Source organism: Pseudobutyrivibrio xylanivorans (assembly GCF_010906925.1).
Classification (GTDB): Bacteria; Bacillota; Clostridia; order Lachnospirales; family Lachnospiraceae; genus Pseudobutyrivibrio.
Genome location: NZ_VTVE01000001.1, coordinates 796,181 through 818,972 on the forward strand (window position 1 = coordinate 796,181; position 22,792 = coordinate 818,972).

General features: G+C 39.2%; 23 protein-coding genes. All 23 read left to right on the forward strand.

Going from position 1 to position 22,792, the window contains the following annotated elements:
• Nucleotides 1-36 precede the first annotated feature (36 nt).
• The 23 genes from F0Q01_RS03710 to F0Q01_RS03820 all read left to right on the forward strand — a co-directional run bounded on the left by F0Q01_RS03710 (nucleotide 37) and on the right by F0Q01_RS03820 (nucleotide 22,781).
• Nucleotides 37-1,488 carry a flagellar hook-length control protein FliK gene (locus F0Q01_RS03710; RefSeq protein WP_090486390.1) on the forward strand — a complete coding sequence of 484 codons (1,452 nt, stop codon included), beginning with the start codon at nucleotides 37-39 and terminating at the stop codon, nucleotides 1,486-1,488.
• 19 nt (nucleotides 1,489-1,507) lie between these two features.
• Complete coding sequence (locus tag F0Q01_RS03715; RefSeq protein WP_090486393.1) at nucleotides 1,508-2,353, forward strand: flagellar hook assembly protein FlgD; 846 nt, start codon at nucleotides 1,508-1,510, stop codon at nucleotides 2,351-2,353.
• Between the two features lie 9 nt (nucleotides 2,354-2,362).
• Entirely contained in the window at nucleotides 2,363-2,764 is a 402-nt protein-coding gene (locus tag F0Q01_RS03720; protein WP_090150729.1) for a TIGR02530 family flagellar biosynthesis protein, read from the forward strand.
• 86 nt (nucleotides 2,765-2,850) lie between these two features.
• On the forward strand, nucleotides 2,851-4,521 hold the full coding sequence (locus F0Q01_RS03725; RefSeq protein ID WP_090150732.1) for a flagellar hook protein FlgE: 1,671 nt from the start codon (nucleotides 2,851-2,853) through the stop codon (nucleotides 4,519-4,521).
• Between the two features lie 376 nt (nucleotides 4,522-4,897).
• Nucleotides 4,898-5,701, forward strand: coding sequence for a motility protein A (locus tag F0Q01_RS03730; RefSeq protein WP_090150736.1), 804 nt, complete (start codon nucleotides 4,898-4,900; stop codon nucleotides 5,699-5,701).
• Nucleotides 5,701-6,603: an OmpA/MotB family protein gene (locus F0Q01_RS03735; protein ID WP_090150739.1), complete on the forward strand. Its 903-nt coding sequence runs from the start codon at nucleotides 5,701-5,703 to the stop codon at nucleotides 6,601-6,603. Before F0Q01_RS03730 ends, F0Q01_RS03735 begins: the two co-directional genes overlap by 1 nt.
• Nucleotides 6,604-6,621: 18 nt before the next feature.
• A complete protein-coding gene (locus F0Q01_RS03740) occupies nucleotides 6,622-7,149 on the forward strand; it encodes a flagellar basal body-associated FliL family protein (protein WP_090150741.1) in 528 nt (175 codons plus the stop codon).
• 35 nt (nucleotides 7,150-7,184) lie between these two features.
• Nucleotides 7,185-8,165 carry a flagellar motor switch protein FliM gene (gene fliM, locus F0Q01_RS03745; protein ID WP_090150744.1) on the forward strand — a complete coding sequence of 327 codons (981 nt, stop codon included), beginning with the start codon at nucleotides 7,185-7,187 and terminating at the stop codon, nucleotides 8,163-8,165.
• Between the two features lies 1 nt (nucleotide 8,166).
• The gene (gene fliY / locus F0Q01_RS03750) at nucleotides 8,167-9,351 is read left to right on the forward strand and encodes a flagellar motor switch phosphatase FliY (protein WP_090486396.1); all 1,185 of its coding nucleotides are present in this window, start codon (nucleotides 8,167-8,169) and stop codon (nucleotides 9,349-9,351) included.
• A gap of 23 nt (nucleotides 9,352-9,374) precedes the next feature.
• Nucleotides 9,375-9,737 carry a response regulator gene (locus F0Q01_RS03755; protein WP_090150750.1) on the forward strand — a complete coding sequence of 121 codons (363 nt, stop codon included), beginning with the start codon at nucleotides 9,375-9,377 and terminating at the stop codon, nucleotides 9,735-9,737.
• 2 nt (nucleotides 9,738-9,739) lie between these two features.
• Nucleotides 9,740-10,105: a flagellar biosynthetic protein FliO gene (locus tag F0Q01_RS03760; RefSeq protein ID WP_090486399.1), complete on the forward strand. Its 366-nt coding sequence runs from the start codon at nucleotides 9,740-9,742 to the stop codon at nucleotides 10,103-10,105.
• Nucleotides 10,106-10,125: 20 nt separating this feature from the next.
• A complete protein-coding gene (gene fliP, locus F0Q01_RS03765; protein WP_090487608.1) occupies nucleotides 10,126-10,992 on the forward strand; it encodes a flagellar type III secretion system pore protein FliP in 867 nt (288 codons plus the stop codon).
• Between the two features lie 32 nt (nucleotides 10,993-11,024).
• A complete protein-coding gene (gene fliQ, locus F0Q01_RS03770; protein WP_090486402.1) occupies nucleotides 11,025-11,294 on the forward strand; it encodes a flagellar biosynthesis protein FliQ in 270 nt (89 codons plus the stop codon).
• Between the two features lie 5 nt (nucleotides 11,295-11,299).
• Nucleotides 11,300-12,079 (forward strand): flagellar biosynthetic protein FliR, encoded by a 780-nt coding sequence (locus tag F0Q01_RS03775; protein ID WP_090486405.1) that lies wholly within the window; start codon nucleotides 11,300-11,302, stop codon nucleotides 12,077-12,079.
• 4 nt (nucleotides 12,080-12,083) lie between these two features.
• Complete coding sequence (gene flhB / locus F0Q01_RS03780) at nucleotides 12,084-13,211, forward strand: flagellar biosynthesis protein FlhB (RefSeq protein WP_090487610.1); 1,128 nt, start codon at nucleotides 12,084-12,086, stop codon at nucleotides 13,209-13,211.
• A gap of 26 nt (nucleotides 13,212-13,237) precedes the next feature.
• Entirely contained in the window at nucleotides 13,238-15,289 is a 2,052-nt protein-coding gene (flhA, locus tag F0Q01_RS03785; protein WP_090486408.1) for a flagellar biosynthesis protein FlhA, read from the forward strand.
• A 6-nt stretch (nucleotides 15,290-15,295) separates the two neighbouring features.
• Complete coding sequence (gene flhF / locus F0Q01_RS03790) at nucleotides 15,296-16,669, forward strand: flagellar biosynthesis protein FlhF (RefSeq protein ID WP_090486411.1); 1,374 nt, start codon at nucleotides 15,296-15,298, stop codon at nucleotides 16,667-16,669.
• Entirely contained in the window at nucleotides 16,670-17,545 is an 876-nt protein-coding gene (locus F0Q01_RS03795) for a MinD/ParA family protein (RefSeq protein WP_090150768.1), read from the forward strand.
• 2 nt (nucleotides 17,546-17,547) lie between these two features.
• Nucleotides 17,548-18,291 (forward strand): flagellar brake protein, encoded by a 744-nt coding sequence (locus F0Q01_RS03800; protein WP_163927134.1) that lies wholly within the window; start codon nucleotides 17,548-17,550, stop codon nucleotides 18,289-18,291.
• Nucleotides 18,292-18,294: 3 nt separating this feature from the next.
• The gene (gene cheB / locus F0Q01_RS03805; protein ID WP_090486415.1) at nucleotides 18,295-19,557 is read left to right on the forward strand and encodes a chemotaxis-specific protein-glutamate methyltransferase CheB; all 1,263 of its coding nucleotides are present in this window, start codon (nucleotides 18,295-18,297) and stop codon (nucleotides 19,555-19,557) included.
• Between the two features lie 3 nt (nucleotides 19,558-19,560).
• Nucleotides 19,561-21,672: a chemotaxis protein CheA gene (locus F0Q01_RS03810; protein WP_090486418.1), complete on the forward strand. Its 2,112-nt coding sequence runs from the start codon at nucleotides 19,561-19,563 to the stop codon at nucleotides 21,670-21,672.
• A 14-nt stretch (nucleotides 21,673-21,686) separates the two neighbouring features.
• The gene (locus F0Q01_RS03815) at nucleotides 21,687-22,154 is read left to right on the forward strand and encodes a chemotaxis protein CheW (RefSeq protein ID WP_090150781.1); all 468 of its coding nucleotides are present in this window, start codon (nucleotides 21,687-21,689) and stop codon (nucleotides 22,152-22,154) included.
• A 12-nt stretch (nucleotides 22,155-22,166) separates the two neighbouring features.
• A complete protein-coding gene (locus tag F0Q01_RS03820) occupies nucleotides 22,167-22,781 on the forward strand; it encodes a chemotaxis protein CheC (RefSeq protein ID WP_090150784.1) in 615 nt (204 codons plus the stop codon).
• Nucleotides 22,782-22,792 lie beyond the last annotated feature (11 nt).

Below are 22,792 nucleotides of genomic sequence, written 5' to 3' on the forward strand. Positions count from 1 at the left end.
GAAGCTTGAAAATAGAATAGGTGAAAGGAGGAAAGCATGACAAGTAGCAATGTTTCTAACTTGCTGATTCAAGTAAGTCAGATTGACATGTCAGCTGTTAATGACAAGATGACAGTGTCAAAGGATAAAGGCTTATTCGAAGATACTCTTAAGAACGTTGCTGGTTCTGGAAATCCAGTTGATATCAAACAGGCTAAACCTACAAAAAACACACTAGATAATAAGCCTTTTGAATCTGGAGCCATTGCTAAATCGGTTGCTGATAGACCAGAAAATGGTCAGACAGCTGACTCTTCACAAGTTGTAGAGAAAGTTGAAGCAGTTGCTGAAGAAATCAAGGATGTCATCAAAGATGAATTAGACATCACAGATGAAGAACTTGAAAAGGCTATGGAAACACTAGGGCTTACAATCTTGGATTTATTCAATCCACAAAGTTTAGCTCAGCTAGTGACAGAGATTACTGGTGAAACAGATTCAGTTGCACTTTTGATGAACGATAGCTTTAAAAATATCTTGGACAATGTGTCGACACTTACGAATCAGCTACTTGACGATTTGAAGATATCCTTTGAAGAAGTTAAGGAGATTGTACTTCCTGAACTTAAGTCAGAGAATCTTGAAATCAACGAAGAACTTGTTAAAGTCGATTTACCTACAGAAAATCCTAGTAAGCTGGAAGAGGTTTTAGATGATAATCAAAACTTAAATCCAGTGGAGCCACAGGTTGTTCTGACAGAACAAATCAAACCTATGGAGGGTGAAAGCGTTAAGCCTCAGCAGACTATCCAGACGGATATAAATAATCCTGTTGAGATGAAACCTCAGGTAGACGACAACAATAATTCTTCAAAACAAGAATTTGATTTTTCAAAAAATGCTAAGACTGCAAACGATAATCCAAAGGTGACTCATGAAGCTCCTGTAGTACATGAGAACATGGTAGTTGGACAGCAAGAAGCTGCTATTGAATATTCAGTTGAACAGGAAGTAGTTACACTACCTACTGGCGAAACTGTCAGAGCAGAGAGTATTGTTAATCAACTTGTAGAGCAGGCGAAAGTTTTAACAGATGCAGAATCAACTACAATGGAGATGACACTTAATCCTGAAGGACTTGGTAAAATCTTCATGGAAGTCACTCAAAAGGGTGATGTGATTACAGCTAAAATTTTCACTGAAAATGATGCAGTTAAGCAAGCTCTTGAAAATCAAATGGCAACTCTTAGAACAGAGCTCAACCAAAATTCAACAAAAGTTACTTCAATCGAAGTTTCAGTTGGAGCCCATGAGTTTGAAAGAAATCTTGAGCAGAATGCAAGAGATGAAAGCAGACGAGAGGAACAGATGAGCAAACAGTCTTCAAAGAGAAATAGCCGAATTAACCTCAATTCATTAGATGAACTTTCAGGTATCATGTCTGAAGAGGATATGTTGATTGCTCAGATGATGAAGGATAATGGAAATACATTAGATTTCCAAGCATAAAATTATAAGGAGGAGATTAATGGCAGAACCACTTATTGGAAGTGTAGTTAACGGTGCTTATAAAAAAACCGCAGCTTCTCAAGATGCTACAAAAGCTAATACTAACATTTCCACTTCTAAAACCGCTGAAACAAAAGACGGCGGATACACAGAAGAGATGTTTATGAAGCTTCTGGTGGCAGAAATGCAGTACCAGGATCCGCTTGAGCCAACAGATAATAGTCAGTACGTAGCTCAGCTTGCATCATTTACTCAAATCGAAGCCATCCAAGCAGTTCAGGCTGATATGAAAAATATCCAGGGTAACAGCATGGTAGGTAAGATGGTAGCTCTTATAGATGATGACAATGTTGAAATTCACGGCAGAGTTGATTATGTAAGAACTGACGATGATGGCCAATTATTAGCTTCAGTTAACAACAAGGAATATCCTGTTGAGAAGATTAAGTCCATTATGGACGAGACTTATTACAACGCAGTGCTTGTTGCTGATACAATTCTCGCTGATATATCAAAGCTTCCTACCAAGGATCTTCTTACACTTGGTGATGAAGAAGATGTAGTGAAGGTTGCAACAATGATTAATTCTCTGGATGCATATACAAAAGGCTTCCTTGGAAAAGATGTTACAGAATATGTACAGTCATTGGTTGATAAGATTGCAGAATTGAAGAAAACTAAACAGGAAGCTGAAGAGGAAGTAAATAAGCGTACTACACCAAAGACAGAGGAAGTGAATACTTCCACAGAAACTGCAGAAAATACAGGTGCTGCAGCAACATCACAGACTACAGTGAATTCAGAGACTACAGAAGAACCTGAATCTACTGAGACATCTCCAGTTGTAGGAGTAGACGAGGGGTAGGAGGAAAATATGAGTAATATAAAAATTAATCCAAACTTTACCTCCATTGAACAAGTTGCAGGTACTTACCTGAACCCAACCTCAGCGTCAAAGCCACAGGGCACTTTAAATGGTGCATCTTTTGAAGAAATCTTTAAGCAAAAGATGGAAGCTGGCTCTGAGCTTAAGTTTTCTAAGCACGCATCACAGCGTTTAGATGACAGAAATATTAAGCTTTCAGAAGAGCAGTCTCTTAGACTTGAAGAAGGTGTGCAAAAGGCTTCGGCAAAAGGAATTACTGATTCGCTTGTACTTGTTGATACTTTAGCATTTATTGTTAATGTACCAAATCAGACCGTAGTAACAGCTATGGATCAAACAGAATCAGATGAGAACATTTTTACAAATATTGACGGTGCTGTAATAGTTTAGCTGGACCTTATGGAAGCTAATTGCCGTTGACTGACAGATACGGCAGTACAGTACTGAAGATGCTATATCCACGGAGGTCATTCATTATGATGAGATCACTTTTCTCTGGTGTAGCTGGTCTTAAGACTCACCAGACAAAGATGGATGTTATTGGTAATAACATCTCGAACGTTAATACAGTTGCGTTCAAATCATCTTCAACAACTTTTTCTGATATTATGTATCAGACAACTTCACAGGCATCTGGCGCCACAGCTAATCGTGGTGGTACAAATGCAAAGCAGATAGGTCTTGGTGTTACTAATGGAGCAACAAAAATCTCCATTACATCAGCAGGTGCTGCACAGTCTACTGGCGATGCACTTGATATCAGACTTACTGATTCAAACTCAACAAATTTCTTTATCGTTAATAACGGTTCAGAAAACCTGTTTACAAGAGCTGGTTCTTTCTACATTGATGGAAATGGTAACCTTGCAATGACTACAACAGGTTATCTTGTTATGGGTTGGCAGGTTGATCCACAGGATCCTGCAAATGTAATCAAAGATACAGTAACTCCTCTTAGAGTTATGAGACCTGAGAATCTTACATCTGCACCTGAGGCTACTACAAATGCTAACTTTAGTGGCGTTATTGATAAAAACGATAGCCAGTTTAGCTCAAGTAACGGCTATATTCGTTCTTTCACCTTCTATGATAATTTAGGATACTCATACACAGCTAAATTTGCTATTAAGCGAATTCCTGATGAGATTCCTGGTGAATACAACGGTATGTTTACTGTTGAACTTTCAGCTATATATGATTCAGAGAATAATGACATTCTCGCTAATTACCTCAGAGATGGCGGTAATTTACAAGATATTTTCGGTGAAAATGTTCAGACAACAAGTGCTTATGAAGCAGTAGCAAATACTTATTCATTTACTCTTGGTGGTTTGAATGAAATCACTATGACTGATTCATCAACAGGTAATACATATAACTACAATAATGCAACACAGACTTTTGTTAATACAGCAGACCCAGCAGATACACTTACTTTATCAGCAGTTTGCGGTATTCCAAACGACAAGACTGTTACTGGCGTTTCAATTACAATTCCTGCAGGCCAGACTTCAACAAATATTTTAAATATTACAACTCAGACAATTGGTTATGAGCTTAGCTTTGATACAAGCGAAGGTTTCTTGAATTATGCAGGTGTTGCAGGTAATAAAAATCTTATGTTAAATACAGCATTACTTGGACCAAATAAGGCAGATGCTGCATTATCTAACATTGATATTGACTTCTCAAAGATGCTTAATTACGACAACGGTGGAACATCAACTTGCGTTGCAAACCGTGGCGTTCAGGATGGCTCTTCAATGAGAGGTGAAGGTAAAAAGCTTGGTACAATGACAGGTCTTTCTGTTCAGAACAGTGGTAAGATCTATGGCTCTTACAGCAATGGTAATACAGTTCTTTTGGGACAGATTGCAGTAGCTCAGTTCGCTAATGCATCAGGTCTTGAAGAAATGGGAGATAACTGCTATCAGACAACACTTAACTCTGGTGAGTTTGATGGTATTGGTATCGAAGTTTCAGCTGACGGTTCTTCAATGAACACAGGACAGCTTGAAATGTCCAATGTAGACCTTTCAGGAGAGTTTACAGATATGATTACCACACAGCGTGGTTTCCAGGCTAACTCTCGTATAATCACTGTTTCAGATACAATGCTTGAAGAGTTGATTAATCTTAAGAGATAATTACTGATTTATATTTAAAACAAACCCGTAGTTGATAATCCTTAAACCCCTGAAACTATCAGGTTCTTGGTACATTTTTATAGACCTTACAATTGGACTTAATAATACTAAGACCTGATGGTTGTCAGGGGTTAAAGTGAGGATTATGCACAAAACGGGTTTTTTTAGTTGTGGTGAAATTTCAAATTATTCCTAAAAATTTTGTGAAGAAACAAGATGTAGTGGTAAGGACATAAAAATTACACAATAAAATGCGACTATTTTGTTGTGAAAAGTAGACAATTATATGCAAATCTAGTAAAATAATCACAAAAGTTATATTGTCTTTTTACTATGTGCATTTATGTAAATTTCTAAAATATAGGTGGTGATAACTTTGGATCTAGGGTCTTTAATTGGCTTAGTACTCGGTGTTGTAATGGTCATCTTTGGTATTGTATCATCCGGTGGCGTTGCAGCGATTGCAAACTTCATAGACGTTCCATCAGTCATCATTACAATCGGAGGTTCCTTGTCCTCATGTATTGCTTGTAATAAGATGTCAGACTTCACTGCAGGTCTTAAGGGACTGGGTCTTGCAATTAAAGAGCCAGCAGTAGGAAATGCTGCAGATACTATTGGCAATATCATCAATCTCGCTAACATTTCCCGTAAAGAAGGTATACTTGCTCTAGAAGAGGCAGCGAATGGCATAGAAGATGAGTTCCTGAAAAAGGGAGTCAATCTTGTAGTCGATGGTACTGATCCAGAGCTTGTTAGAGCAATTCTTGAAACAGACATGAGCTGTCTTGAGGATAGACATAAGGTAGTTATTGGCTTTTGGCAAAAATGGGGTGAAATGGGCCCTGCCTGGGGTATGATTGGTACTCTGGTTGGACTTGTTAACATGTTAAAGAACCTTTCCGATGCATCTACAATCGGACCTAACATGGCGGTCGCTTTGCTGACTACTCTCTATGGTTCTTTGATTGCTAACTGGCTCACAGGTCCAGTTGGTACAAAGCTTGGTGTTAATAACAATCTCGAAATTATGATGAAGAGCATAACCGTTGAGGGCTTACTTTCAATTCAAGCAGGTGAGAACCCACGTGTTATAGAAGAGAAACTCAAATCATTCCTTCCACCTTCTGCTAGAAACACTATTGGTGAAGGCGGCGGAGAAGGAGGAGGTGAGGGCTAATGGCAAAGAAGCAAAAGCAAGAAGAAGGTCCTGCTGGTTCTCCTGCCTGGATGGCCACTTTCTCCGATTTGATGAACTTGCTACTTTGCTTCTTCGTATTGCTTTTCTCTATGAGTAGTACTGATACTGAGAAGTTCCAAGAAGTAATTGCAAGTATCCAATCAAGTTTCAGTATTTTCTCATCTGGTGGCACCTCTATAGGCGAGGGCCAGATGATTTCATCAGGTATCAGCCAGCTTGAAATGTTTGATGACTATTTCAACAGTGTTCATGATGGCGATGATGAACAATATGAAAAAGAGGGTGCTTCTGATACACAGAGCGATGGACAATTGTCTACCGATGGTGCTACAGAGACACAAAACAATAATATAGGCGAGATTTCCGTAGATGAAGCTATGGAAGCTCTTGAAGAGGCCGGAGCCGCAGAAAGCGAAGGCATGGCAGAACAAATCGAACAGAAGCTGGTTGAATATGGACTTCAAGACCAGGTAGAAGTAGATTTCAATGCTAACTATGTAATGATTAGAATCAATGGAGCTTTACTTTTTAACTCAGGTAAGGCTGAGCTTACAGATGAGGCAGTTGTTATTGTTGACAACATAGCAAAGATTCTCGAAGAATATGATTCTAATATCATAGAAATTGAGGGACATACGGATAACGTACCAATGTCCTCTGGTACATACGAAAACAACGACGTACTTTCTATGTATCGAGCACTTAATGTTGCAGAGAGAATTAGACAAGACACTAATCTCAATCCAGCATACATTAAATCAGCTGGTCGAGGAGAGTATGTTCCAATTGCAGATAACAGCACAAAAGAAGGACGCGCTAGAAACCGAAGGGTAGAAATTAAGGTTTATAACTCGTATTCCTCTGATGTAGCAGAAGAATAGAAAGGATTACCTTGGATTATGAAAAAGAATTTGATTACAGTAGTTATATTGGCACTGGTTGTAGTAAATCTTGTTCTTACTGCGGTTCTTACAATTTCTATCGTGCCTGAGACAAAAAAAGCTAACGAGCTTATCACAAAGGTTTGTTCAGCTATTGATTTGGATTTGCAGGCAGGAGATACAGCTGGTTCACTTGCTGTAAATGTAGAAGATTTATTTGACTACGCTGTTAATAGCGGAGAGACAATGACTATCAACTTGAAGAACAGCGGAGATGGTAAGGACCATTATGGTATCCTTGGTATATCACTTTCTCTTGATACAACAAACGAAGATTATTCAAAGTTTGGTGATGGCGCTGGTGATTTATCAGCTTATGATAATGTTATCAGCGATACAATTAAGTCGGTGGTTGCAAGCCATACAGTTGATGAGATGAGAAATAACGAAGAGGGTGTTAAGGAAGAGATCCTGGAAGCCCTTCAGACTTTATTTAAGTCTTCAGTTATTGTAAGAGTTAATTTCTCTACAGCAACATATAATTAAGCAACAAATTTCGGGGCGAATGGTGGTGAGATAGTTTGGGTGATGTCCTTTCTCAAAATGAAATAGATAATTTGCTTAACGCTTTGACAAGTGGTGAGTTGGATGCAGACGAGATCAAGAACACCAAAGAAAAGCCTGTAAAAAATTACGACTTTGCAAGACCGTCAAAGTTCTCCAAGGAACATTTGCGTACATTGGAGATAATTTTTGAGCATTACGGAAGACTTTTGGCAACAAACCTGCCTATCTTCCTTAGAAAGAATATACAGGTTGAGGTAATGAACTCTGAGGCTGTTACCTATATGGAATTTTCAAATTCCCTTTCTAATCCTGTATTACTAGGTATTGTAGATTTTTCTCCGTTGGAGACTAACATAATAGTTGAGATGGCTTCTAATCTTGGTTTTGCCATGGTAGATAGAATGCTTGGCGGCGAGGGAGAGCCTCTTGATAAAATTAGAGATTTCTCAGAGATTGAACTTTTAATTATTGAAAGAGTCATGACATCCTGTGTTGAACTCCTTAGAGAGCCTTGGGCTAACGTACTTGATGTTCATCCACGACTTGAGAGAATCGAGACAAATTCACAGTTTGCGCAGATCATATCTCCATCAGAGATGATTGCGATTGTTACTGTCAACATAAAAATTGGTGATGTAGAAGGATTGATGAATGTTTGTCTACCTTTTATTACTTTAGAGCCAGTTATGGACAAATTAAACACAAAGTTCTGGTATAGTAGTCAAAAGGAAAAGACGGGCGTTAGTTATTCAGATGCTGTAGAGACGCTTATAAATAGGGCTAAGATACCTATTAAGGCGGTTCTTGGAAATAGCGTTATTACAGTGGCAGATTTTTCTCAGCTTCAGGTTGGAGACATAGTTAGACTTGATACAAAGGTCGACGAAGAGCTTGATGTATTTGTGGGCGATATTAAGAAATTCTCAGCCCTTCCAGGTGCTTCAGGCAAAGATTACGCAGTTAGAGTGACACAAATCATTAGGGAGGAGCAATAGAATGGGTGATGGTGTATTATCACAAGACGAGATAAATGCACTACTTAGTGGCGGAGTTCCCGATGCACCAGCCGGCGAACCATCTTCTGGAGGTGGCGGAGAGCTATCAGAACAAGAGATGGATACTATCGGCGAGGTAGCCAACATCAGCATGGGAAGTGCTGCGACGACATTATTTTCTCTTGTAAATAAAAAAGTTGAGATATCGACACCGGTTGTATCAGAGACTGATTGGGCAGGACTTGCAGCTGGTTATGATAAATCTTGTGTAGTAGTCCGTATCGGATATACTAAGGGACTTGACGGAAGTAACATTCTTGTTTTGAAGGAAGACGACGTCAAGGTAATTACCGACCTTATGATGGGCGGTGATGGTACAAATATAGACGGAGAGATTTCAGAGCTGCATTTGTCAGCCATCTCAGAGGCCATGAACCAGATGATGGGTGCCTCAGCTACATCTCTTTCATCTATGCTTAATAAGATGGTTGATATTTCTCCGCCAAACGCCACTCTTACAGATTTGGCGACTATTGATCCAGGCGAGATTGATGAATTCTTGAATCAGAATTTCGTTAGAATAGCATTCAAGATGGAGATTGGAGACCTGGTTAACAGTGAGATGATGCAGTTGTATCCTATATCTCTTGCAAAAGAAATGTGTGCAGCTGTTCTCAATAATATGGAGACCGATTCAAACTCTACTGTAGACGATGGAGTGGCACCAACGCCAGCCCCAGCACCTGCGGCAGCAGCACCGGCTCCAGAACCAGCACCGGCACCAGCGGCGGCAGGAGCAGCCCCACCACCGATGCCTCAGATGGATCCAAATATGATGCAGGGACAGCCAATGATGGCTCCTCCATATATGTATGCACCACAACCTACAGTAAATGTGCAACCAGCACAATTTACACCGTTTGGACCAGGTTTTTCTGCACAATTTGCACAGGAGAACATAGACTTAATTCTTGACGTACCACTTGAAGTTACAGTAGAATTAGGTCGTACTAACAAAACAATCCAAGACATTTTGGATTTCGCTCCAGGTACAATCATCGAGCTAAATAAAATAGCCGGTGAACCAATAGATGTACTTGTTAATGGCAAGTACGTGGCAAAAGGCGAAGTAGTAGTTATCGAAGAGTCTTTTGGTGTACGAATTACAGAAATCATCAAAGAATAAAATATATTTAAGGAGATGAAGACATGGCAAAAAACATTTTAATTTGTGACGACGCTGCTTTTATGAGAATGATGATTAAGGACATCCTCACAAAGAATGGCTACAATGTTGTAGGAGAAGCAGAAAACGGCAAAATTGCTGTTGATAAGTATACAGAGCTTTCTCCTGATCTTGTTCTTCTCGACATCACAATGCCTGAGATGGATGGTATCGGCGCATTGAAGGCTATCAAAGAAAAGGATCCTAACGCTTGCGTTATCATGTGTTCTGCAATGGGACAGCAGGCAATGGTTATCGAGGCTATTCAGTCAGGAGCAAAAGACTTTATCGTTAAGCCTTTCCAGGCTGAAAGAGTTCTTGAGGCAGTTAAGAAGGTTATTGGATAATCATGCTGATTCTTTTGTCGGCGGCAGATAGCTTTTTTCAGCTGTTTTTTGTGCTGATTATATTTATCGGCGTTCTTGCGCTTACCTACTATGTTACTAAGTGGATAGCAGGTTATCAGAAGACACAGGGGCTTAATAAGAACCTGGAAATCGTCGAGGCTATCAGAATCACAAATAATAAATATGTCCAGATAGTTAGAGCGGGAGAGGATAAATATTTCGTTATAGCTATTGGTAAGGAAGAGGTTACTTTGCTTGGTGAATTAACAGCTTCTGAGCTTAAGTTTTTGTCTGAGGAGGAGCAGGGTTCTGTCAATCCTCCTGTGGACTTTAAGACAATTCTGGACAAACTCAAGAAGAAAAGTTAATTTTGCAGGCTGGATATGTTATGAATAAATTTAAGAAGGTATATGTCATTTGTAGTTTGGTGTTTGCAGCTACATGTATTTTTTGTACACTTTTCATGAGTACAATTACTGCAAAGGCAACTGAATATGATAGTAATACCGAATTTGATACAGAATATGGGGCTGACAATGGGCATTATGGCGCAACAGAAAATGCGCCTAATGCTTCAGATGAGACTGTTGGAGATGGTGGATTCACATTGCAGTTCGATGGCAATGATGGTAATTTCTCATCTACTCTTAGGATGCTATTAATCCTTACAATTATCGCATTATCCCCATCTATTCTCATAATGCTTACATCCTTTACCAGATGCGTAATAGTGCTTCACTTTGTGCGCGCTGCTATAGGTACTAATACAGCGCCTCCGAATCAGGTTTTGATTGGCTTGGCGTTGTTTTTAACTTTATTTATTATGTCACCTGTTTTGACACAGATTAAAACAGAGGCTATTGATCCTTTTGATGCAGGAGAGATTACCCAGGAAGAGGCTATTGATGCTGCTGTTATGCCTATCCGTGAGTTTATGTACGGACAGACTCAGACCAAGGATCTTAATCTATTTTGTGACATAGCTGGAGTTACCTATGAGGATTATGATGATGTTGCTTTCACAGTTTTGGTTCCTAGTTTCATACTTTCAGAACTTAGAACAGCATTTATCATTGGATTTTTAATTTATATTCCATTTATTGTTATTGATATGGTTGTTGCATCAGTACTTATGTCAATGGGTATGATGATGCTTCCGCCTACTACCATATCCCTACCATTCAAGATTCTCTTATTTATCTTGGTTGACGGATGGGATTTGGTTATAGGAGGTCTTGTTAAGACTTTCTATTGATGGAGAAGATTTAGGATTTAGGAGAGTAAGTTATGACAGAGGGACAGGTACTCGATATTATTAGAGATGCTATTTATACACTTCTTATGGTTTCGTTACCATTGCTTTTAGTATCTCTTGTTATTGGTTTGGCAATTAGTATTTTTCAAACAGTTACATCTATTCAGGAACAGACCCTTACTTTCATTCCTAAAATAGTTGGCGTTTTCACAGCCCTTATGATTTTTGGTCCGTGGATGCTTTCTGTGCTTACAGATTACATCAATAATCTATGGGCAAATTTCAGTATTTATTTAGGCTAGGATAGATGTTTAGTGTTGATTTTACTTTACAAAATTTTGAATATTTTCTTCTGATACTTACACGCATATCCATGTTTGTAGTGGTGGCGCCATTTTTTAATACTAGAAATACGCCTGTTAGAGTTAAGATAGGCTTTTCAGCTATCGTATCTTTGATGTTGTATTTTGTGGTAGATTTTAGCGCCCTTAATTATTCTACAGTTGTTGGGTATGCTTTTTTAGTTGTTAGAGAGGCTGTAACTGGACTTATTATAGGATTTTCAACTTATTGCTGTACATTCATAATTCAGCTTGCAGGTCACATGATTGATATGAATATAGGTCTTTCTATGGCCCAGGAGTTTGATCCTACTATGGGTTCAGAAGTTTCAGTTACGGGTTTGCTTTATAATCAATTTATTATGGTGCTCCTTATTATATCAGGAATGCATAGATATCTTTTTAGGACACTATGTGATGCTTTTGAGTTGATTCCTATAGGAGGGACTATTTTTAGATGGGATTCACTTTTGAGTTCCACAATTATTTTTATTGCAGATATTTTTGTCATTGCTTTTAGAATTATACTTCCGGTGTTTGCTGTAATCATGATTTTAAATGCAATACTTGGAATAATGGTTAAGGTTGCGCCACAGATTCACATGTTCTCTGTAGGTGCTCAGCTTAAAATTATAGTTGGTTTTATAGTTTTATTCTTAACGGTATTTTTACTTCCTGATATAGCTAGTTTTATTTTTAAAGAGATGAAAAAAATGATGTCACTATTTATACAAGGATTGTACTGATTTGATGCAAAGGGAAAATAATCTATTAATTGCATATAATCTTCAGTTTTTTGCAAAAGATGGAGAGGGCGGTGAGAAGACAGAACAGCCTACCTCTAAAAAACTTCAGGATGCAAGAAAAGAAGGTAAGGTGGCAAAAAGTAAGGAAATTGTTAATGGTTTCTCGCTTTTGGGCTTTTTTATCAGCTTGCGAATCTTTCTAGAATTTGCAGGTGTTAGATTTGAGGAAATTTTTGCATGGATTTATGCTATAATACCAGATATAGTAGAAATGAATGGAAGTGGCATGACAATACAAACAATATCTGGGATTTTCCAGACCTTGCTTTTGAAGATGTTTTTAATTCTACTTCCGTTTTTAGCTATTGGTTTTGCAACTCATTTTGTGGGGAATTTGATTCAGGTAGGATGGAAGCCTACCCTAAAGCCATTGCAGCCTAAACTTAGCAAGTTTAATCCTATTAGTGGATTTCAGAGAATCTTTTCCAAGCAATCAATTGTTAATTTGATTTTAGCTCTTGCGAAAGTAACACTTGTGTTTTACATAGCGTATCTCAATATTAGAGACCAGGCTAACAATTTATTTATACTTTATGATATTAATCTAAGGGCAGCTCTTAGCTTGATATTTAAAATTATTGTTGATACAGGCATTAAGATTAGCCTTGTATATATCGTTCTTGGATTTGCAGATTATGCTTATCAGCGCTGGAAATTTAGAGATGATATGAAGATGACTAAGCAGGAAGTCAAGGATGAGTACAAAAATTCCGAAGGAGATCCTGCTATCAAGGGTAAGCAGAGGCAGAGGATGATGGAAGCTTCTCAGAGGCGAATGATGCAAAGCGTCCCACAGGCGGATGTTGTCATCACCAACCCTACCCACATTGCTGTTGCTATTTTATATGACAACACAAAAGATGAGGCACCCCGTGTGGTAGCCAAGGGCGAGGATTACCTTGCTAAAAAAATTAAAGACACCGCCAAAGATAACGGTGTACCAATAGTTGAAAACAAACCGCTGGCCAGAGCACTGTATGCCACTGTTGATGTGGATCAAGTTATTCCGCCTGAGTTGTATCAGGCAGTTGCAGAGATTCTGGCGGTTGTATATACCAATAGAGCAAGCTAGAAATATTTTCGGAAAGGGGGATTAGTATGGATTTAACAGCATCAGTTAAAAAAACAGATGTTGGGATTGCGCTTTATTTACTTGCAGCTGTTACATTCTTTGTAATACCTATCCCTAATTTCCTTTTGGATATAATGATTGCTTTCAATATATCCATTGCACTAATCGTTTTAATGAATGTTCTTTTCGTACAAGAAGTGTTGGATATGTCCTTCTTCCCAACATTACTTCTTTTTACGACTATTTTTAGAATTTCACTTAACGTTTCATCTACAAGACTTATTCTTTCAACAGGAGACCCTGGTAATGTTGTTAAGACATTCGGTAGTTTCGTTGGTGGTAACGATCTTGTTATTGGAGCTATCATTTTCTTAATTCTGATTATTATTCAGTTTATGGTTATCAACAAAGGTTCTGAGCGTGTAGCTGAGGTTTCAGCTCGATTCACCTTGGATGCTATGCCTGGTAAGCAGATGGCCATTGACGCTGATTTGAATACAGGTGCTATTGATGATGCCGAGGCCAAAAGACGAAGAGATAAGATTCAAGAAGAATCCGCATTCTTCGGAGCTATGGACGGTGCTACTAAGTACGTTAAGGGAGATGCTACAGCAGGTCTTATCATTACTGTTATCAACCTTGCAGGTGGTACTGTAATGGGCATGCTCAATCAGGGACTTCCTGCAGCTGACGCTCTTCAACAGTTTGGTATCCTTACAATCGGTGATGGACTTGTATCTCAGATTCCATCTCTTTTGATTTCACTTTCAACAGGTATTTTAGTTACCAAGGGTTCTAAGTCTGCTGATTTCTCAGGCACACTTATCAAGCAGCTTTTTGGTATTCCAAAGGTTCTTTATATAGTTGGTGGAACTATGGCCTTTCTAGGTATAGCTACACCTCTTAACCCTGTGCTTTTCATCGCTTTTGGCGGTGCTTTTGTTGTGTCAGGCCTTTCTATTTCTAAGACCATTGGCGAGGAGGAAATAGAGCAGGAGGTAGCTGCTGAGGAGACTGAGGCTGAGGAAATCCGCAAGCCGGAAAATGTTGTTTCTCTTTTACAGGTTGATCCGATTGAGCTTGAGTTTGGTTACGGAATTATTCCGCTTGCAGATGTTAACCAGGGTGGTGATTTGCTTGACCGAGTTGTAATGATTCGAAGGCAGATAGCCCTTGAACTAGGTACGGTTGTTCCGATTATCAGACTTAGAGATAATATTCAGCTTAATCCTAATCAATACATCATTAAAATAAAGGGTATTCAGGTGACAGAGGGTGAGATTCTATTTGACCATTATATGGCCATGAATCCTGGATACGTTGAGGAAGAGATTACAGGTATTCCTACTTTCGAGCCGTCATTCCATTTGCCGGCTATATGGATTACAGAGAGTCAGAGAGAGCGAGCAGAGTCTCTTGGATATACTGTTGTTGATCCTCCATCTATTATTGCTACTCATTTGACCGAGATTATCAGAAGTCATATTGCAGAGCTTCTTACAAGACAGGATGTACAGAATCTTATCGACAATCTCAAGGAGACCAATCCTGTTATTGTGGAGGAACTTATTCCAAAGCTTCTTGGCCTTGGCGATGTTCAAAAAGTTCTTCAGAATCTCTTATCAGAAGGTGTTTCTATTCGAGATTTGCTTACAATATTCGAGGTATTGGCTGACCACGCAACAACTACACACGATACAGATGTATTGACAGAGTACGTACGACAGGGATTGAAGCGTGCTATTTCAGGTAGATATTTTGCTCCTAATGAGACCACACAGGTTATTACTGTAGATCCTAAGGTAGAGCAGGATATTATGGCTTCTATTAAGCAGACTGAGCAAGGTGCATATTTGACTCTTGATCCAGAGCGAATTAAGGCAATAATCGATTCTCTTGGCCAGGAGATTAATAAGCTTGAGGAGATGGGACGTACACCTATTGTTGTTACATCTCCAATCGTCAGAATGTACTTTAAGAGCATGACTCAGGATTACTATAAGGATTTGATTGTAGTTTCATACAATGAAATAGATTCAAATGTTGAATTATCATCAGTAGGAATGGTTACAGGGTGAGAATAAATGACAATTAACAAATACACTGGAAAAACTGAAGAAGAGGCAATGTCAAAGGTTCGAAAGGAACTTGGCAATGCTGCAGTTATTATGAATGTTAAGGTGATTAAGCCAAAGGGACTAGGTGGTCTATTTAAGAGTAACACCTACGAGGTCACTGCAGCTGTGGAAGATGACGATGTTAGGAACAATCCTTTTGTTCCTGAGGAGGTCGCTTCAGCTATTAGCAATTCACAGGAAAAAGCTTCTGGAGAAAATGAATCTTCTGGATTTGATGCAGTAGCTGATGATGCCATTATGCTTAAGAATGCTTTTTCGGCAGTTAATGAAGTTCTTGAAAAGCAGGAGGATAAGTCTATGCCAAAGCAGGAGTTTGAGCCACTTTCTGATAGTGCTCCACGCACTAGACTTATTGAGCCTACATACTCTAAGCCGGTTGGTATGAGACCTGTTGTTGCTCCAATCGAGGAGCCTCGTGTAAAGGTAACTCAAACAGTTGAAGCACCTGCTGCCAGAGCTAACATTCAGCCGGAGTCTGTTTCAGCACAGACATCACAGCCATCTATTGACAATGACAACCACGTCTTTGTTAAGATGCTTTACAATGTTCTCCTTGAAAATGAGGTTCAGGAGAAATATATCAATCAGGTATTAGAGGACATGGACAAGGTCTTACAGACTAGCCACAGCCTAGATAATTTACTATCAAATGTTTACCAGAAAATGGTTTTAAAACTAGGCACTCCTTCTAAGATTATGATGGGTTCCCGTCGTCCTAAGGTTGTATTTTTTATCGGCCCTACAGGCGTTGGCAAGACTACAACCATTGCTAAAATTGCCAGCAAATTCAAGGTAGAAGAAGGCAAAAAGGTAGGCCTTATTACTGCTGATACATACAGAATGGCTGCTGCAAATCAGCTTCAGACTTATGCAAATATTTTAGGGGTTCCTCTTAATGTTATTTATTCTGCAGATGAGCTCTTAGATACAGTGAAAAAGCAGACTAGGGAAAACGAAGACTTAGATGTGATTCTTGTTGATACCATTGGTTTTTCACATAGGAATGAAGAGCAAAAGTCAGATACAAATAAATTAATCAGCGCCCTTTCTGATTACTATGATAGTGAAGTTTATCTTGTACTTTCGGCAACTACAAAATATAAGGATCTTATTGATATAGCTGATGCTTATATGGAGTTTACTGATTTTAACCTTATATTTACAAAGCTTGATGAGACTAATTGCCTAGGTAATATATTCAATCTTAAGCTTTACACCAAGGCAAACCTTTCTTACCTCACTGTTGGACAGAATGTTCCTGATGATATAGAGATTGTTAATGCCCAGAAGCTGGTTAAACAGTTATTGGGAGGGAAGTAAATGGATCAGGCAGAAAATCTTCGCAATGTAATAAAGGCTCACAACATCAAGAGCGTTGAGAATACAAAAGTCATTACCATTACCTCAGGCAAAGGCGGCGTAGGTAAATCCAACATGGCTGTTAATTTAGCTGTGCAATTTACTAAAATGGGCAAAAAGGTCATCATTTTAGATGCGGATTTTGGTCTTGCCAATGTAGAGGTCATGTTTGGTACCTTACCTAATTACAATCTTTCCGATGTTATTTTCAAAGGAAAGAGTATTAGAGATATTATTACTGAGGGACCTATGGGAATTGGCTTTATTTCAGGCGGTTCCGGCGTTGTTGGCCTCAATAATTTAAAAAGTGAACAAATTACGTTTTTAGTGCATAATTTAACACTTTTGAACGATTTATGTGATATTCTAATAATTGATACAGGTGCGGGTGTTTCTGACCAGGTCATGGAATTTGTCCTTGCTTCTCCTGAAGTAGTGCTTATTTCCACACCTGAGCCTAGTTCCCTTACCGATTCTTATTCCCTCATGAAGGCAATGTATAAGAGCGACAGATACATTGAGGGAGGTACAAATGTACACTTGGTTGCCAATAAGGTTACCAGTGAATCTGAAGGCAAGGCAGTTTATTCTAAAATGCTTTCTGTAGTTCAAAAGTTTTTAGGCGGAAAACTAGATTATTTAGGTTATGTTCCATATGACAATTTCCTTGAAAAATCAGTTAGAAACCAAAAGGTTGTGTCAATTGAATACCCTCAGTCAAAAGCAGCTAAGAGCTTTGAAAACCTAGCTTATAGACTTCTTCAGAAGGATTCAATGACACATTATAAATGGGGTGTTTTACACATTTTCAATACATTATTAAAAGACAGGGCTTAGTTATGGAAATATTAGAATTAAGGCCTGGCACACCGATGGAGTTTTCGGTTGCCAGCATCAATGCCAACGGCGAGGCAAACTTGGATGGGGAGAAGAATAATTATATTTCAAGTGTCTTCGGCGTTACCAAAAATGAAGAGATTTTATTTCATATTCCTACTCGAGGAGGGCACACTGTTACAGTGCCTATGAATATTAATTTTGATGTGGTATTTAATACTCGAGCAGGTATGTTTCAACTTTCGGGAGAGATTACTAAACGAGGAAAGCTGGAGAATTTCCCTATTTATGTTTTTGAGCCTAGTTCCAAGCTTCAAAAAGTTCAAAGAAGGGATTATTACAGATTTAACTGTTTACTTCCGATAAAAGTATTACCAATACCTGAGGATGTAGCCTTACTTCCTTCGATGACTCTTGTAGAGGATGACTTGGAGAAATATGGCAATACCTACGGTGACCCAGTAGAGGGAAATATTGTTGACATTAGTGGAGGTGGAGCTAGATTTAAATCTAGACACGAGGTTCAGACGGAGAGATATATGTACTGTTCCTTTGTTCTATCAACTCCGAACCTTAATAAAATAATAAATGTCATCAGTAGAAAGGTAAAAGTAGAGTACGATAGTGAGAATAATGTTTATATTCACAGAATAGAGTTTTTATTTAAAGAGCCAGACGACAGGGAGATAATAATTAAGTACATTTTTGACGAAGAGCGGCGGTTACGTAAAAAAGAGCAGGGGTAAAGAATGTATAAGATTTTGGTTGTTGATGACTCTGCACTCATGAGAAGGGTTATCTGTGATATTATAAACGCAGATAGTGATTTTCGTGTAGTCGACGTTAGTGCAGACGGCGAAGATGCTTACAACAAAATAAAGAATAATCCGTACGATTTAATCGTGCTGGATATGGTACTTCCTAAGCTCACTGGTTTGGAACTGCTGGAGAAGCTTTACAACGAGAAGTTCACCTTCAATGCTGTGATTGTCAGCTCTATCTTAAAAGAGGATGCAGACAAGACGGTAAAGGCAATGGAGTTTGGAGCTCTTGATTTTGTAGTAAAGCCTATTAGATCCGGTAGTGACACTAGAGATGTTTTTGGTAGGCAGCTTCTGACATCGCTCCATAATGTGTCAAAGTCTAATGCTTTTAGACCAGTTACATCTTCTGGAAGCTCTTCAAATGATTCAAAGTCTTTTAGCGAAAGTAGACAAGCAACTCAGGATCGTTTGGAAAGTGTTAGGAATCATCTGGAAAATATCAAATCTGGTTCCGGTAGTGCGCGCACCGCATCAGATATTGAGAAAATGGGCGTTACAAATCAGTCGCCTCAGATGTCTCCTTCTATGTCAAATCAAGACCAGCCAGTAGTAGCGGCTTCAACACCGGCTACACCAAGCAAGAAAGCACCAACAGGCAGTGGCGTTAGAACCAAAAAAATTATTGCTCTTGCTTGCTCAACTGGAGGACCACAGGCATTACATACTTTCGTGCCTATGCTTCCAGCTAGTTTATCAGTACCAATGGTTCTTGTTCAGCATATGCCAGAAGGATTTACAGCCTCTCTTGCAGCTAGATTGGACCAAATTTCAGCTGTTCATGTTAAAGAGGCTGAGGACGGAGAATTCTTTAAGCCAGGCTGGGTTTATATTACCCCAGGCGGTAAGCACATGGAAATCTGCGAAGACGGAAGTAAAGCAGCCTACTGTCACTTAGATGACAGTCCACCTGTGAATAGCCTTAAGCCTTGTGCAGATGTTATGTACAAGTCTCTTAAAGACTCTAGCTTTGATGAAATTATTTGTGTAGTTCTTACAGGAATGGGCGCAGATGGTTCAGAAGGAATTAAATACCTGAATCAATACAAAAAGACTTACGTTATTTCGCAAGAAGCTTCCACATGTGTTGTATATGGAATGCCTAAAGCGGTGGAACAGGGCGGTTTATCTAACGAAGTTGCTCCGCTAAAATCTGTAGCAAATTCAATTGTGAAAAGACTTGGAGGGTAAATCATGGATGTAAGTCAATATTTGGATATTTTTATCGATGAGACAAGTGGTCATATTCAGAGCCTTTCTGACAATATTATGGAGTTGGAGAAAGAGCCTGAAAACAAAGATGTTGTTAACGAGATTTTCCGTGCAGCTCACTCACTTAAGGGTATGGCTGGTACAATGGGATTCAAGAGAATGCAGCATCTTACACACGATATGGAAAACGTTTTCCAGGAAGTTCGTAATGATAATGTAAAGGTTAATTCTGCTCTTATTGATATTCTTTTTAAATGTCTTGATGCTATCGAGGGTTACCTTGAAACAGTTAAGGCTACTTCTAACGAAGGTGAAGAAGAAAACGAAGCTCTTATTAAGCTTTTAAATGACTATTTGGCAGGGGCAGAAGGCGGAGAAGCGCCAGCAGCAGAGGCTGCAGCACCTGCAGAGACTGAAGCACCAGCAGCAGAGGCAGCTGGCAGCGCTGATGGTCCTTTATTTAAGAAGATGAATCTTGAGCCAGAGATGATTGAAAAGCTCAAAGCAGAGAAGCAACTCTATGGATTCACAATCCACATTAATAAAGAGTGCTTGCTTAAGGCAGCAAGAGCTTTCCTCGTTTTTAAGGCAGTAGAAGAGTTTGGCCAGATTATGGCATTTGACCCAAGTTCTGCAGATATTGAAGATGAAAATTTCGAGTTCGATTTTTCATTTATTCTTTCTACGGAGGCTGAGCTTGATCCAATTATTGAGTCTGTAAAGGCCGTATCTGAAATAGAGTCAGTTGAGGCTGAAAAAGTAACACCTGATATGTATGAGAAAAAGGCTGAAGAGCCAGCACCAGCTGCACCAGCAGCAGAGGCCGCAGCACCAGCAGCTGCAGCACAAGCTACACCTGCAGCACCAGCTGCACCAGCCGCACCAGCAGCTCCTGCTGCTAAGCCAGCAGGCAAGACAAATGCACCAGCTAACAAGCCTGTTACTTCACGTACAATCCGTGTAGATATCGAAAAGCTTGATGCTTTGATGAATCAGGTTTCCGAGCTTATTATTGCGAAGAACTCACTTGCATCTCAGAGCAATGGCAATGGTGAGATTGACAGCCAGACATTACATGAAAATATAGAGTACTTAGAGAGAATCACAACTAACCTTCACGAATCAGTTATGAAGGTTCGAATGGTTCCTATTGAGTCAGTAGTTGCTAAGTTCCCACGAATGATCAGAGACTTAAGCCGTAAGCTTGATAAGCCTATGGATTTGGTTATGACTGGTGAGGATACTGAGCTTGACCGTACTGTAGTAGATCAGTTAGGTGATCCACTTCAGCATTTGCTTAGAAACTCAGCTGACCATGGTATTGAGTCTACTGAGGACAGAAGAGCAGCTGGCAAGCCAGAAACAGGTACAATTTTCCTTAACGCTTTCCAGGAAGGTAATAACGTCATTATCGAAGTTGGTGATGATGGTGGCGGTATCAACACAGAAAAGGTTAAAGAAAAAGCCATTGAAAGAGGTCTTGTTACTCCTGAAGAGGCAGAGAATCTTTCTCAGAAAGAAATCATTGATTTCTTGTTTATGCCTTCATTCTCAATGGCAAAGCAGATTACAGATATTTCTGGTCGAGGCGTAGGTCTTGATGTTGTTAAGAGTAATATCGAAGCTCTTGGTGGTGATGTTACTGTTAAGTCTACAATGGGCGAAGGCTCTAAGTTTACAGTTAGATTACCACTTACACTTGCTATTATTCAGGCTCTTATGGTTGAGATTAGAGATGAAAAATATGCAATTGCACTTGCTTCAATTATGAACATTGAAAATATTCCAAGATCAGATATCAAGTATGTTGAATCTAAGGAAGTTATCCACCTTAGAGGTCAGGTTATTCCTCTTATTCATCTTGATTCAATCCTTGACTTTGAGCCTAAGGAAGATGAAGATGAGACAATGACAGTTGTTATTTGTAAGAAGGGCGATACCCAGGGAGGTATCATAGTAGATAACCTTATCGGACAGCTTGAAATCGTTATTAAGTCTCTTGGTAAACTTGATAACAACAAGCTTATCAGCGGTGCTACTATCCTTGGTGATGGTGAAATCGCAATGATTCTTGATGTTAATGCGGTTATATAGTAGGAGGTGAGACCATGTCAGATTTAGCTGTTTATGATGTAGTTGAAAAAGAAAAAAAGCAATACATTGTAGTTAAAATAGGTGGCGAACATTATGGTATCGACATTTCCTATATTGATAACATAGTTCGAATGAGTAAAATTACCAGAGTACCTAAGGCTCCTTCGTATTACAGAGGAGTTATCAATCTTCGTGGTGAGGTTGTACCTGTAATGAGCCTTAGACGTCGAATGGATTTGGAAGATGATGAATTTACTGATGCATCGAGAATCATCATTCTAAAGCTTGAAACAGGCGGACTTATGGGCGTTATTGTTGATGAAGTTAAGGAAGTTCTTTCCCTTTCTGAAGACGATATCGAGACTCCAACATCTACTCTTAAGAGTAAGAATTCTTTCATAAATGGTGTTGGAACAAACGGCGATGAGTTGATTTCTATTTTCGAAATTAACTCAATTATAGGCGAGACAGATGCATCATAAAGGGAGGTAACGATGCTCACACTGAATGAGGTTAATGAGAAATATTTTGATGTCCTCAAAGAGATAGGTAATATTGGCGCTGGCAATGCAACAACTGCCATCGCCAATATGCTTGGCCTTAGGATTGATATGAGTGTTCCTGAGGTTGCATTCCTACCAGTTGAGGAATTAGGATCTGCTATTGGCGCCGAGGATGAGATCATTGTTGGTATCATGCTTGGCGTTGAGGGCGATATTGATGGTTCGATGATGTTTTTGATGGACATGCAATCAGCTCATCATATAGTTAATAAGCTTATGATGAGACCAGATGATTACTGTGAACCATTTGATGAGATGGATTTATCTGCAATCAAGGAAATTGGTAACATTATTGCGGGTTCATATTTGTCTGCACTATCTGGTTTGACTAATCTTACGATTGTTCCTTCAGTGCCATTTGTTGCTGTAGATATGGCTGCGGCTATTCTTTCTGTGCCAGCGGTTCAGTTTGGTATATTTGGCGACAATGCGCTTATGATTAACACTGAATTCTCTGATGACTTAGGAATAAGGGGACATTTCATTCTGATGCCAGAAGAAGATTCTTATGCAAAGATACTAACAGCACTTGGTATACCAATTTAAGGAGAGTGATA